Annotated in this window: 12 protein-coding genes; 8 read left to right on the forward strand and 4 right to left on the reverse strand. The window is 68.0% G+C overall.

The window, feature by feature from the left end:
* Positions 1–7 precede the first annotated feature (7 nt).
* Positions 8–1429, forward strand: coding sequence for an acyl-CoA carboxylase subunit beta (locus K0O62_RS18270; protein WP_073853957.1), 1422 nt, complete (start codon positions 8–10; stop codon positions 1427–1429).
* Positions 1430–1499: 70 nt separating this feature from the next.
* Here K0O62_RS18270 and K0O62_RS18275 read toward each other — a convergent pair whose 3' ends face one another.
* Positions 1500–2252, reverse strand: a complete 753-nt coding sequence (locus tag K0O62_RS18275; protein WP_073853955.1) for an SDR family oxidoreductase — start codon at positions 2250–2252, stop codon at positions 1500–1502.
* A gap of 85 nt (positions 2253–2337) precedes the next feature.
* On the opposite strand from K0O62_RS18275, the gene K0O62_RS18280 reads away from it, so the two are divergent.
* Complete coding sequence (locus tag K0O62_RS18280; protein WP_073853953.1) at positions 2338–3219, forward strand: LysR family transcriptional regulator; 882 nt, start codon at positions 2338–2340, stop codon at positions 3217–3219.
* On the opposite strand, the gene K0O62_RS18285 is transcribed toward K0O62_RS18280, so the two are convergent.
* Both K0O62_RS18285 and K0O62_RS18290 read right to left on the reverse strand, forming a co-directional pair.
* The gene (locus K0O62_RS18285; protein ID WP_073853951.1) at positions 3220–4740 is read right to left on the reverse strand and encodes a glycerol-3-phosphate dehydrogenase/oxidase; all 1521 of its coding nucleotides are present in this window, start codon (positions 4738–4740) and stop codon (positions 3220–3222) included. It abuts the gene before it with no gap.
* Positions 4737–5330: a TetR/AcrR family transcriptional regulator gene (locus K0O62_RS18290; protein WP_073853949.1), complete on the reverse strand. Its 594-nt coding sequence runs from the start codon at positions 5328–5330 to the stop codon at positions 4737–4739. Before K0O62_RS18290 ends, K0O62_RS18285 begins: the two co-directional genes overlap by 4 nt.
* 50 nt (positions 5331–5380) lie before the next feature.
* Between K0O62_RS18290 and K0O62_RS18295 the strand changes: the two genes are divergently transcribed.
* The 6 genes from K0O62_RS18295 to K0O62_RS18320 all read left to right on the forward strand — a co-directional run bounded on the left by K0O62_RS18295 (position 5381) and on the right by K0O62_RS18320 (position 12941).
* The gene (locus K0O62_RS18295; protein WP_073854399.1) at positions 5381–6949 is read left to right on the forward strand and encodes an FAD-binding oxidoreductase; all 1569 of its coding nucleotides are present in this window, start codon (positions 5381–5383) and stop codon (positions 6947–6949) included.
* Entirely contained in the window at positions 6946–7851 is a 906-nt protein-coding gene (locus K0O62_RS18300; protein WP_205870595.1) for a diacylglycerol kinase, read from the forward strand. The genes K0O62_RS18295 and K0O62_RS18300 overlap by 4 nt, the downstream gene beginning before the upstream one ends.
* A gap of 39 nt (positions 7852–7890) precedes the next feature.
* Entirely contained in the window at positions 7891–10146 is a 2256-nt protein-coding gene (locus tag K0O62_RS18305) for a sensor histidine kinase (protein WP_073853947.1), read from the forward strand.
* Positions 10121–10765, forward strand: a complete 645-nt coding sequence (locus K0O62_RS18310) for a response regulator transcription factor (protein ID WP_073853945.1) — start codon at positions 10121–10123, stop codon at positions 10763–10765. The genes K0O62_RS18305 and K0O62_RS18310 overlap by 26 nt, the downstream gene beginning before the upstream one ends.
* A gap of 163 nt (positions 10766–10928) precedes the next feature.
* Complete coding sequence (locus tag K0O62_RS18315) at positions 10929–11315, forward strand: PLDc N-terminal domain-containing protein (RefSeq protein WP_073853943.1); 387 nt, start codon at positions 10929–10931, stop codon at positions 11313–11315.
* A 57-nt stretch (positions 11316–11372) separates the two neighbouring features.
* Positions 11373–12941 carry a cytochrome P450 family protein gene (locus tag K0O62_RS18320; RefSeq protein ID WP_234799951.1) on the forward strand — a complete coding sequence of 523 codons (1569 nt, stop codon included), beginning with the start codon at positions 11373–11375 and terminating at the stop codon, positions 12939–12941.
* Between the two features lie 49 nt (positions 12942–12990).
* On the opposite strand, the gene K0O62_RS18325 is transcribed toward K0O62_RS18320, so the two are convergent.
* The gene (locus tag K0O62_RS18325) at positions 12991–13569 is read right to left on the reverse strand and encodes a TetR/AcrR family transcriptional regulator (RefSeq protein WP_073853941.1); all 579 of its coding nucleotides are present in this window, start codon (positions 13567–13569) and stop codon (positions 12991–12993) included.
* Between the last annotated feature and the right edge of the window lie 83 nt (positions 13570–13652).

Below are 13652 nucleotides of genomic sequence, written 5' to 3' on the forward strand. Positions count from 1 at the left end.
GGACTGGATGACCATCATGGCTCCCGAAGCGGCCGCCGAGTCGCTCGACCCGCGCGATCCGCTGCTGCGCCTGAAGACCTTCTTCGACGACGGCAGCGTCTCGTTGCTGCACGAGCGCGACAAGTCCGGTGTGCTGGCGGCCGCCGGTACCGTCAACGGTGTGCGGACCATCGCGTTCTGCACCGACGGCACCGTCATGGGTGGCGCGATGGGCATCGAGGGGTGCGCGCACATCGTCAACGCCTACGACGTCGCCATCGAGGAGCAGAGCCCGATCGTCGGGATCTGGCACTCCGGCGGTGCGCGACTGGCCGAGGGCGTCAAGGCGCTGCACGCGGTCGGTCTGGTCTTCGAGGCGATGATCCGGGCTTCCGGTTACGTCCCGCAGATCTCGGTGGTGGTCGGCTTCGCCGCCGGCGGCGCCGCCTACGGTCCCGCGCTGACCGACGTCATCGTGATGGCCCCGGACAGCAAGGTTTTCGTCACCGGCCCCGACGTGGTGCGCAGCGTGACCGGCGAGGACGTCGACATGGTGTCCCTCGGCGGCCCGGAGGCCCATCACAAGAAGTCCGGTGTGTGCCACATCGTCGCCGACGATGAGCTCGACGCCTACGAGCGTGGCCGCCGCCTCGTCGGATTGTTCTGCCAGCAGGGTCATTTCGACCGCAGCAAGGCCGAGGCCGGCGACACCGACCTCAAGGCCCTGATGCCCGAGTCCGCGCGGCGCGCCTACGACGTGCACCCGATCGTCGAAGCGCTGCTGGACAAGGATTCGCACTTCGAGGAGTTCCAGTCCCGCTGGGCCCCGTCCATCGTGGTCGGCCTGGGCCGCCTCGCCGGGCGCACCGTCGGCGTCATCGCCAACAACCCACTGCGCCTCGGCGGCTGCCTGAACTCCGAAAGCGCCGAGAAGTCAGCCCGTTTCGTGCGGCTGTGCGATGCCTTCGGTATCCCGCTGGTGGTCGTCGTGGACGTGCCCGGCTATCTGCCCGGCGTGGATCAGGAGTGGGGCGGTGTGGTGCGCCGCGGCGCCAAGCTGCTGCACGCGTTCGGTGAAGCCACCGTCCCGCGCGTCACGCTGGTCACCCGCAAGATCTACGGCGGCGCCTACATCGCGATGAACTCTCGCTCGCTGGGCGCCACCAAGGTCTTCGCCTGGCCGGAGGCCGAGGTCGCCGTGATGGGTGCCAAGGCCGCGGTCGGCATCCTGCACAAGCGCAAGCTGGCCGCCGCCGCCGATGACGAGCGCGACGCCCTGCACGAGGAACTGGCCGCCGAGCACGAGCGGATCGCCGGTGGCGTGGACAGCGCCATCGAGATCGGCGTGGTGGACGCGAAGATCGATCCCGCGCACACCCGCAGCGTGATCACCCAGGCGCTGGCCGAGGCGCCCGCACGGCGCGGCCGGCACAAGAACATCCCGCTGTAGCCAATCTGCGATTTCGGCGCGTTCACGTTCGTTCAGCGAATGTGAACGCGCCGAAGTCGTTTCTGGGGCGCTACCGCGTGGTGTAGCCGCCGTTGGCGAAGATGGTCTGCCCGGTGATCCAGTGTCCCTCGCCGGCCAGGAACACCACCAGCGGTGCGATGTCCTCGACCATGGTCAGACGATTTCCCATCGCCTGGGACCGGTGGAACGTCACCCGTTCCGGGGTCTCCTGCCCGTAGAAGAACGGGGTGTCCATCGGCCCCGGAGCGACGTTGTTGACGTTGATGTCGCGTGCGGCGAACTCTTTGGCCGCCGCCCTGGTGAAGTGCTCGACCGGACTCTTGGCCCCGGCGTAGGTGGCGTAGCCATCGGTGAACGCTGCCAGCAGCGAGGTCACGATGGTGATCACCGAGCCACCGTCGGCGAGCTTGCGGCCGGCCTGCTGGATGAAGAAGAACGCCGCCTTCGCGTTGACGTCGAACATCGAATCATATTCGGCCTCAGTGGTTTCCACGATCGGCTTGCGAAGCACCCGGCCCGCCGTGTTGATCGCGATGTCCACACTGCCGAAGGCGCCGATCGCCGCGTCGAACAACGCCTCGACATTGGCCGGATCGGTCAGGTCGGCCTGGAACTTGATGGCCCTGGCGCCGGCTTCCTCGATCTCGGCGATGGTCTCGTCGGCGTCGGGTTCGGTGGCCGCGCTGTGGTAGTGCACCGCGACGTTGACACCCCACGTGGCCAACGTCGCACCGACCAGACCGCCGAGGTTCTTGGCCCCACCGGCGATCACCGCGGACTTCCCGTGCAAGTTCGTACTCACTGCTCGACGGTAAACAGCGACCCGACAAACGGGAAACGCAAGAATCCGAGGTTTCCACAAACAACGGTTGTGCAACACTGGGCCGATGACGCGCCGATTTCCGGACCTGCGCCGACTACGGCACTTCATCGCCGTCGCCGAAACCGGCAGCTTCACCGCGGCCGCGAACAGCCTGCACCTGAGCCAGCAGGCCCTGAGCAGCTCGGTGGCCCAACTGGAGAAGGAACTCGGCGCGACGCTGTTCACCCGGGACGGGCGTCGGGTGTCGCTCACCCCCGCCGGTGGACTGCTGCTGGACGAGGGCCGCACCCTGCTGGCCGCGGCCTACACCGTCACCGACCGGGTACAGCGGGCCGCGGCCGGAGCCGAGGGCGAGTTCGTGGTGGGCTATGCGCCGACCCTCAGCGGCGCCGAGGCCTACGTGCACCTGGAACCGGCCATCGACGCGTTCCCGGACCGGTCGTTCACCTTCCGGCAACTCTTCCCCGACGATCTTGTACGCGAGATTATTTCCGGCACAGTGCATCTGGGGTTGCGCCGCGGTGTGGTGCCCTACGCTGACCTGGCCACCGCCGTGGTCGGCTACGACCGGGTGCGGTTGGCGCTGCCCGCCGAGCACCGACTGGCCGCGAAGTCCGTGATCGACATCAGCGAACTGGCCGGCGAGACGGTGGCGCTGTGGGCCCCGCCCGGGGCGTCCTCCTACAGCGACTTCCTGATGGGCGCCTGCCGCCGCGCCGGGTTCGAACCGGACTACCTGGTGAGCCGGGTGCAGGGTTCGGCTCCCGTCGCCGCACCGATCACCACCGGCGGGGTCGCGTTCGTCACCACACCGGCCGGAGCCGCGATGAACGGCCGGGTGCGGGTCGTCGACCTGGAACCGGAACTGCTGGTCGGCGTGCAGGCAATATGGCTGCGGCACACCAGTTCCGGCGAACGGGACGCGGTGGTGGCCGCCGGACGCTGACTAGACGAACTCGGCGGCCGTGGCCAGTACCCGGTCCCGGTCCTCGGGCACCAGGCCGATCCGGGTGCGCCGGTCCAGGATGTCGTCGGCGGTCAGCGCGCCCTCGTAGCTGACGGCATAGTCGAATTCGGCTCGGATCACGTCGATCCCGTCAGCCACCGGGTCCGTCGGCCGGGCACAGGTGGCGCGGGCGATGACATTGGGCGCCTCGGCGCCGTACCGGGCCACCAGTGCGGACGGCAGGTCCTGCGGGGTCCGCGGCGTGGACACCGGATTGGCGGGGGCCCCGACCAACGGCAGGTTGCGGGTGCGGCAGGGCGCCGCGGCCAGTCCCCGCATCGCCACCGCCCGGTCCACCACATCCTCTGCCATATACCGGTATTCGGTGAGCTTGCCACCGATCACACTGATCACCCCGTCACCCGATTCGGTCACCGCGTGCTCGCGGGACAGGTCGGCGGTGTCGCCCTCGTTCTCGATCAGCGGCCGCAACCCGGCGTAGCGACCGCGCACGTCGGCGGCGGTCAGTGCGGTATCCAGCGCGGTGTTGACGGTGTCGAGCAGGAAGGACTCCTCGGCGGGAGTCGGTTGCGGCACATCGGGAACGGGCCCCGGCGCGTCCTCGTCGGTGAGGCCGAGGTAGACCCGGCCCAGCTGTTCGGGCATGGCGAAGACGAACCGGTTGAGCGCACCGGGGATCGGGACCGTCAGCGCCGCGGTCGGATTGCCGAAGGCGGCCGCGTCGAACACCAGGTGGGTGCCGCGACTGGGGCGCAGCCTGATCGAACGGTCCACCTCCCCCGCCCACACCCCGGCCGCGTTCACCACCGCGCGGGCCCGGACCTGCACCGTCTCTCCAGTGAGCTCGTCGGTGAGTCGGACCGAATCGCCATGTGCGTCATGGGCGGACACCCTGGTCAGCACCACCGCGCCGTGTTGTGCGGCGGTGCGGGCCACCGCGGTGACCAACCGGGCGTCGTCGATCAGCTGACCGTCGTAGGCCAGAAAGGCACCGTCGAGGCCGGCCCGGCGCACGGTGGGGGCCAGTTGCACCGCCCGTTCGGCACCGATTCGGCGGGACCGCGGCAGGACGGTGGCCGGCGTGCCGGCCAGCGCGCGCAGCCCATCGCCCGCGATGAAGCCCGTACGCACCAGGGCGCGCGAGGCACGGCCCATACCGGGGAGCAGCGGTACCAGCTGCGGCATCGCCGAGACCAGGTGAGGTGCGTTGCGGGTCATCAGGATTCCACGTTCGATGGCGCTGCGCCGGGCGATGCCGACGTTGCCGGTGGCCAGGTAGCGCAGCCCGCCGTGCACGAGCTTGGAACTCCACCGGCTGGTACCGAAGGCCAGATCATGTTTCTCGACGAGCACGACGCGCAGTCCGCGGGTGGCCGCGTCCAACGCGATGCCGGTGCCGGTGATACCGCCGCCGATCACCAGGACGTCGATCGGGTCGCCGTCCCCGAGCGCGGCGAGTTCGGCGGTCCGGCGGGCGCCGTTCAGCGCGCTTCTGGTCATCGCTTCAGGTATCCGTTCAGCGCGTGGGCGAGTTCGGTGTCCAGCTCGCCACCGCTGAGGATGGGCTCGACCATCTGCGCGGACTGCACGGTGGACTGGGTGATGAGCAGGCACATGGCCGCCAACCGGCGCGGGTCGCCGGCCCGCACACTGCCGTGTTCCTGGGCCTGTTCGATCTGCCCGGCGACCGCGTCGATGAGGATCTGCTGGCTGGTGCCCAGTCGTTCGGCGATGTAGACCATCGCAAGTTCGGGGGCGTTGTGCAGCACGGCCATCACGATCTCGTCGTGCTGGAGCTTGCCGGCGACGGCGACGATGCGCCCGACCAGGGCCTCGCGTCCGGGCTCGCGGTCGGCCGGGTCGTCGAGCACCCGGACGACCCGGCTGGTGAGCAGCGCGGCGAGGATCGATCGGGTGTCCGGCCAGCGCCGATACACCGTCGGGCGGCTGACGCCGGCGCGCCGCGCGATCTCGGCAAGGGTGACCCGGTCGATGCCGTAGGCGAGCACGCAGGCCGCGGCGGCATCCAGGATCCGGTCCTGCACGGCGTCGGAACCCTCCCCGGGACTATCGTTACTGATTGACATGATATGTAAGACTGTAACGCATGACGCAAGCCGGCACCGAACTGCAACCCCCGATGAAATGGAACGCCTGGGGTGATCCGCAGGCCGCCAGGCCGCTCTCCGACGGCATCAAGGCACTGCTGAAGCAGGCGCTCGGTGTGGAGGGCCCGGCGGCGCCGGATCTGGACATCGCCGACGTCCGGGTCCGTCCGTCCGCGCTGACCGACGCCGACCGGAACGCACTGCAGGGCGCGGTCGGAGCGCCGTTCTGCCGGGTCGACGATTCGAGCCGGCTATTGCGGTCCGGCGGTAAGTCGACACTGGATCTGTTGCGCCGCAAGGATACCGGCGTTCAGGACGCACCGGACGCTGTGCTGTTCCCGGCCGATGAGAACGATGTGGCCGAGATCCTGCGGGTCTGCGGCGAACGCCGGATCGCGGTCGTCCCGTTCGGTGGCGGCACCAGCGTGGTGGGCGGCCTGGACCCGGAACGCGGTGATTTCGCCGCCGTCATCTCGCTGGATCTGCGCCGCCTCGATGCCCTGCACAGTCTCGATGAGGTGTCCGGCGAGGCCGAACTCGGCGCCGGGGTCACCGGCCCGCGCGCCGAGGAACTGCTCGGTGCCCGCGGCTTCTCGCTCGGGCATTTCCCGCAGAGTTTCCAGTTCGCCACCATCGGCGGGTTCGCCGCCACCCGGTCCTCCGGCCAGGATTCCGCCGGGTACGGCCGGTTCGACGATATGGTGCGCGGTCTGCGAGTGGTCACCCCCGCCGGGGTGCTCGACCTCGGCCGGGCCCCGGCCTCGGCGGCCGGGCCCGACCTGCGCCAGCTGATGCTGGGATCGGAGGGCGTGTTCGGCATCATCACCAGCGTGCGGGTGCGGGTGCATCCGGTATCGCGGTCGACCCGCTACGAGGCGTGGTCGTTCCCGGATTTCGGCACCGGCGCCGATGCCCTGCGGGCGGTCGTCCAGACCGGCACCGGACCGACGGTGATCCGGCTGTCCGACGAGGTCGAGACCGGGGTGAACCTGGCCACCACGGAAAGCATCGGGGAGCAGAGCATCACCGGCGGCTGCCTGGCGATCACCGTCTTCGAGGGCAGTCCGGCCCACACCGAGAGTCGGCACGCCGAGACCGCAGCGCTGCTGCGGTCCCGCGGCGCCACCTCCCTGGGCGAGGCCGCCGCGCGGAACTGGGAGCACGGCCGCTTCGGCGCACCGTATCTGCGTGATTCGCTGCTGTCCGCGGGCGCGCTGTGCGAGACGCTGGAGACCGCGACCACCTGGGCAGGCGTGCCCGCGCTCAAAGCCGCCGTCACCGCGGCGCTGACCGAATCGCTGGGACAGGCCCTGGTGATGTGCCATATTTCGCACGTGTACCCCACCGGCGCGTCGCTGTACTTCACCGTCGTCGCCGCCCAGCAGGGCGATCCGATCGAACAGTGGCGCCGCGCCAAGGCCGCGGCCTCGGACGCCATGGTGCGCACCGGCGCGACCATCACCCATCATCACGCGGTCGGCGCGGATCACCGGCCGTGGATGCAGGCCGAGATCGGCGACCTCGGCGTGGATGTCCTGCGGGCGGTCAAGGCCCGGCTGGATCCCGCCGGAATTCTCAACCCGGGCAAGCTGATTCCATGATCGGCCGGGTCACCGTCCTGACCAACCCGGCATCGGGCCACGGCAGTGCGTCGCATGCCGCCGAGCGAGCCATCACCCAGCTGCACCGCCGCGGGATGGACGTGGTGGCCATCGCGGGCCGCGATGCCACCCACGCCCGCCAACTCGTGGAGGGTGCCCTGGAACGCGGCATGGATGCGCTCGTGGTCGTCGGCGGTGACGGCATCATCTCCCTGGCGCTGCAGGTACTCGCCCAGACCGACACGCCGCTGGGCATCATCCCGGCCGGCACCGGCAATGACCATGCACGTGAATTCGGCGTTCCCACAAACGATCCCGAAGCCGCCGCGGATGTGGTCGCCGACGGGAAGGTGCGCCAGATCGACCTCGGCCTGATCACCGGCGCCGATGGCACCCGCCGGTGGTTCGGCACGGTGATGGCGGCCGGGTTCGACTCGCTGGTCACCGACCGGACCAACCGGATGCGCTGGCCGCACGGGCGGATGCGCTACAACCTCGCCATGGTGGCCGAGATCTCCAAGCTGCGCCTGCTGCCGTTCCGGCTCGTCTTCGACGGCGATGAGGTGGTCACCGACCTGACGCTGGCAACCCTGGGCAACACCCGAAGTTACGGCGGCGGCATGCTGATCTGTCCGGGCGCCGACCCGACCGACGGGATGCTGGACGTCACCATGGTGGCCTCGGCTTCCCGCACCAAACTGATTCGGCTGTTCCCCACCGTGTTCAAGGGCACCCACGTCAACCTCGACGAGGTCACCACCCGGCGGGCGCGGACCGTCACGGTGGACTGTCCCGGAATCAACGCCTACGCCGACGGTGAGTATGTCTGCCCGCTGCCGGTCGAGGTGACCGCTGTGCCGGGCGCATTGAAAATCCTGCACTCCCCCGAACAGGCCAGGTAATTGGCGCTTTCGTAGACGCCTGGACATAGAGTCTCCGGCATGACCACACCCCGGGGCCACGCTGCCGGTGTGCACCGGGCACTGACCACCGCGGGTTTCTTCTTTGCCGGCATCACCCCGGCGGTTCAGTTCGCTGCCTTCCACTCCAGTACGCCGCCGTACCCGAATCCCGCGCTCATCTGGGTCGCGTTCGCCATCCACGGGGCCGTCTGGCTGGCCGCGGTTTGCGGGCGGCTACCAGCGGCCACGATGCTCGCGAGTTGGTCGGTGGTGGGTATCTCGATCGGGGCGCAGATGGCCGCGGCCGGAGTCGCCGAACCGGTGGCGACGCGCAACATCGCGCTGACGATCGCGGCGGCGACCGCGATGCTGCTGCCGTTGCGGCAGGCCTTGGCTGCCAGTGCCGCGGTGAGCCTGACGACCGCGACCGCGGTGTTGGTCGCCGCCCAGAGCCCCACCTCCGCGTTGTGGAGTATCGCGGTCCAGACGCCCATCTATTCCGTCAGCGTCGCCGCGGCGCTGGCCCTGGCATTTCGCGAGCTGCGCCGAGTCGCCGAACAGGCCGACGATCAGGCCCGGGCCCAGCTTGAGGCCGACCGCACCGTACAACGCAAGGAACGCGCACTCGAGGCCGCACGGCGTCGCGCACGGACCATCCACGACACCATCGTCAACACGCTCGGGGCGATTGCCACCGGCCGTATCGTCAGCTCGGACCCGTTGGTGGCGAGGCGGTGCGCCGAGGACGCCCGGATGGCTGATCTGCTCCGCCGGTCCGCGGCCCCGCAATGCCCATCGGTCGATGACGTCATCACCCATGCTGCTGCGGTCGGGGTCCGGCTCCAGACAGCGGATCTGGCGACCCTCAGCCGACGACTCGGCGCCGAGCAGTCGTGGCGGCGACGTGAGGTCATCTCGATACTCCGCGAGGCCGTCACCAATATCGGTAAGCATGCCGGCGCGACCCAAGCCCGGCTGTCCTATGACGCACAGTCATCGACGGTGACGGTGCGTGATGACGGGGCCGGGATGGCCGACCCGGCACCGTTGACGGAGGCCATGGCGGACCGGGTCCGCGATGCCCGCGCACAGGTGCAGATCCGCAGCGAAGCCGGCCACGGCACCACCGTCGCGCTCCAGATCCCACCGCTCGACGACACCGCCACAGGCGTTTTCGAAGCCGCCTCGGCACGGATGGCCACTGCCGTCGCCGCGGTGATGCTCACCGAATTCCTGGTGATCGCAGTCGTCATCACGGCTTTCAGCGGTGACTGGAGCTCAGCGGCCGTCCTCCCCCAGGTCCTGATGTGGTCGGTGACCGCGGCGGTACTGGCAATCCTGGTCAGGTCCGCCGGGCGGGAACGCACACTGCCGGTTCACGCCGTCATCGCCGCGTACCTCGGTCTGCTCGGGATGGTCGTCGTCTACCACCTCGCCGACGCGACCGGAAGTGTCTGCGGCCTGAAGCCCACCCTGGCCTGGGGCGGGGACGCGGTCGCCACCGTCGGCGCCATCCTGGTATTGGTCGACGGACGGTTCCGGGTGGTCGGCCCCGCGGTCGGGATGACCGCCGCGGCGATCGTGGCCATGCTGATCGGAACGGAATCCGATTGTCTCGGCTCGACATTGGGGCTGTTCGCCACCGACCTTCTGGTGATCGGCGCGTTCTATCTGCTGCGTCGCCAGACGCTGCGGTTGTCGACGGTGGCAGCCGAGCACCACGGCGACCAGATCCGGCGCCGGGAGGAGCAGGAACGGATCGCCGCCGAGGATGCGCTGCACGATGACGGTTTCGCCGCCACACTCGAATTCTCCAAAGACATCCTGCAGGCCGTCGCCGACCGCCCGGAACGCGCTCGTCATTCGCAAACCCGGGCGGAAGCGGGCCTGGAGGAAAGTTATCTGCGCGCGCTGATCGGCCTGACCGCCGATATCGCCACCGCGACCGCCCTGCAGCATTTCGTCGGGGCGATCGATGCCGCCCGCAGCGCCGGCGTCAGGATCAGCGTGCACGCGGCCCCGGGTGTGCTCAACGACGAGTACGCCGGCATCGTCGTGTCCACGCTGCGGCAGATCATTGCGAAGTGCGAAGCCGGAGATGACGTGTCGCTCGGGGTTTTCGGGCCCGAATCCGCACCGTCACTGATAATCGTCGCACCGCCGCCCGCCGTCGAGCGGTACGCGGACGCGACGGCGGCGGCAATGCCGCCAGGGACGGCACAGTTCACCGTCACCCCCGGGCTGGGACTGATCGAGATGAGGTGGTTCGATGTCGCACATCGCAGTGGTGGATGACCACGTGCTGGTCCGCGACGCCTTGGTGCGGATGATGCGCGAGGCCGGTCATACCGTCACCGCCGCGGACAATCTCGAGGAGTTGCCGACCGAGGGCGAACAGTTCGACCTGGTGCTACTCGACCTGGACCTGGGTGGCGCGGGGCTGGTTCAGGAACAGCACATCATCCGGTTACGCGAGCACGGCGCCGCTGTGCTCATCGTGTCCGCGGCGGGAAGTCCGCGCCATGTGCAGAGAATGCTGCGCGCCGGCGCGTTGGGGGTGGTCGCAAAGAGTGACAGCATGGACGATCTCGGCGCCGCGGTGCGCGCCGCGTTGTCCGGCCGGCCGTGGATGAGTCCCATGCTGGCGCAGGCCATCACCCTTGATCAGGTCGACCGGCCGGTATTGTCCGATCAGGAGTTGCTGGCTCTCCAGCTGTATGCGTGCGGTCTCAAACTCGACAGCGTAGCTCGACGGATGGGGGTGGCCAGCAGTACTGCCAAGCAGTACATCGACCGGGTTCGCGACAAGTATGCGAAGGCGGGTCTGACGGTCCGGACGAAGACGGAGCTCTACACCATCGGGGTTGAGGACGGTTTCATCTCACGCGACGACACCGCCGCGCCGGCGGGCTGAAATACCCCGGGTTCGCCGCAGAGTCTGACCCCTATTCGGGGGACAAACGCTGGGCGACGACGCTTACGTGGGATTCGTAATCGGTTGCGCGTCTAGGGTGTTGAGAACAGTCCACGGACTGAACTTCTTTCAACGATGCTGTCCCGAGGAGCCTGCACTACTCATGTGGAATTCGTTCTGGCACTTTTTGTGGTCGACAGTGGTGGTCTTCGCATTCATCGCCTATCTGATCATCCTGTTCAACATCCTGGTCGATCTGTTCTGGCGTGATCGCGCCACATCGGGTGTCGTCAAGGCGATTTGGGTTGTCTTCCTGGTGGTGCTGCCCTATCTGACCGCGCTGGTCTATCTCATCGCCCGGGGCAAGGGAATGGCGGAGCGGGGCACCGAGCACGCGGCCGCGGCCAGGAAGAGCACCGAGGACTACATCCGCCAGGCGGCCGGACGTTCGCCGGCGCAGGAGATCTCCGATGCCAAGAATCTTCTCGATGGTGGCGTCATCACCGCCGCCGAATTCGACCAGCTGAAGTCGGCCGCCTTGCGTCAGTGAGTGTCACAGGGGCAGTTCCTTGACCGTCGTTCACCATCATTCAACGAGGAATGGATCATGTTGCGGAGACGTATTTTTCTTGCCGGCGGCGCAGGGGCCGCGGCCGTGGTGTCGGCACAGGCACTGGCGGGATGCTCCACGGCGGAGACCACGGTCCCGTCGGCCACCAACGCTCCCGGCGCGCTCGCGGGCCTGCCCGAAGAGATCATCAAGATCCGCGACGAATACATTGCGAAGTTCGACGAAGAGTACGTCGACAATGTGATCGTCCAGCACTTCCTGAACCGGATCTCCGACGGTGAGCGACCGGTGTTACCGATGATCGACACCCCGCTGACCAAAGAGAACGCCCTCCCTTACGACCTGTGGGGACTTCTCAGCGAGACATGGCAACCCGCCCCTGAGGAGGGTGTCACCGTCTTCCTCCAGGGACTGGACAAACGCGGTCCGGACAACCTGCGCAAGCGCATCTACATGTCGGCGGTCACCCCCGATCTCTACGAGGGGATGTACCAGGGCAAGGTCGTCGAGTTCTTCGATGCCCTGTTCGGCCCGGCAAACGCCAAGAAGCCGTTGATGAAGCTGTACCTGGACACCTTCTGGGACCTGTACTGGAATCTGCATCTGGGGGTCAAGGGTGATCAGATTCCCGAGCAGGTGCGTCAGATCGGGGCCAGCTTCAATGCGGTACTGGCATATCGCGATCCCACCGAACAGATCGTCTACGACAACTACATGACGGTGCGCAAGAACCTCGACTTCCTGAAGTCGTGGATCGACGACCGGCTCGAGGACATCGAAGCCGGCCGGACACCCGAACCGGAGAAGACATTCGCCTGGTACTGGCTCAAGAATGGTGAGAACAGCGAGCACTTCAACCACAAGGATGTGGTTTTCGAGTGCTTCCACAATTTCGTGGCCTTCAGCCAGTGGGGTAACAGTCTCTACAACGTGATGGCGACCCTGGGCCGCGAGGGCGGCAACAGCCAGGCCAAGGACTGGTTCACCCGGACCATGTCCGGCGATTACGACAATGCGGCCGGATCGGCCTTCCCGCCTTTGGAACGTCTTGTGATGGAACTGTTCCGGACGATCTCGCCCAACGGCGGCAGCATCTCGGCATTGCAGATCTCGCCGGAGGTGCAGTTCGAGCGGCACAGCTACATGATCAGCCCGCACACCTCGACCAGCCACGACCCCGTGCAGTGGGTCAACCCCGACGAATTCGACCCGTCGCGCTATGAGGCCGCGCCCACCAGCGCCGAGGTGGACGAGGCACGGATCAAGCAGATGGGCCTGGCCAAGTGCCCCTTCGACCCGACATCCTTCGATGTCAAGGACGGCCGCAAGGCCGCCATGCAGAACAGCGCCTTCGGCACCGTGTTCGGGGTCGTCGACGACCGCCCACTGCCGGTGTGCGATTACGCCGGGTTCGCGCCATTCGGGTTCGGTTACCGCCGCTGCCCAGGTGAGCAACTCACGATCATGGCGTTCGAGGATCTGCTGCGGATCGTCTGGAACAAGAAGCTCGAATTCGTGCCCGTCGCCGGAGCGGATGCCCAGCAACTCCCCATCGGTCCGACCACGGTGATCGGCGACAACATCGGATTCGCCCGGCGTCTCTGATTGACCGACAGCATCGGGCCCGGCCGGCACAACTGACTGGGTCCGATGGTCAGTTCGGCGTGGGGGTGCGCAGGCCCAGGAGCTGCCGCGCCGCCTGGGCCAACTCGGCAGAAAGGTCGATGCCGGGCGGGTTCTGCACGGCCGGGTCGGCGGCCGCGGACATGCCGGCCAGCACCATCGCCGCCCGGACCCGCCCGCCCGGTCCGGGATGCGCGGCGGCCAGCAGCGTCATCTGCCGGTTCACCAGACCGCTCCACTGCGGTTGGCCGCGGATGAACTCGAGCACCGCCGGGTCCCCGCGCAGGATCGACACCATGGCGCGGTTGTCGGCGGCCAGTTCGGCGTAGCCGCTGATCATCCGTTCGGCGCGGGCGGTAACCGACGGCTGGGCCTCGGCGTCGGTGACGATTTCGGCCAGCCCATCCAACACCGGCCCGATCAGCGCTGCCAGGATCTCGTCACGGGCGCGAAAGTGGTGATATATGGCGCCCTTTCGGAAGCCCAACCGGTCGGCGATCATCTGCAGCGAGGTGCCCGCGTAACCGTGCTCGCGGATCAGTTCGGCCGCGGCGGCCAGCAGCCGGTCCCGGGTCGCGGGCTCCGCGTGCCGCTCCTCCGACGTGCCCATCGTCACTCCCCTTCGGCGCTGTGAATGCACTCACGATAGCTGGACGATCGTCCAGCCGACCGCGATCATGGATGGCGAACTTA

Source organism: Mycolicibacterium diernhoferi, from assembly GCF_019456655.1.
GTDB classification, from domain to species: Bacteria; Actinomycetota; Actinomycetes; order Mycobacteriales; family Mycobacteriaceae; genus Mycobacterium; species Mycobacterium diernhoferi.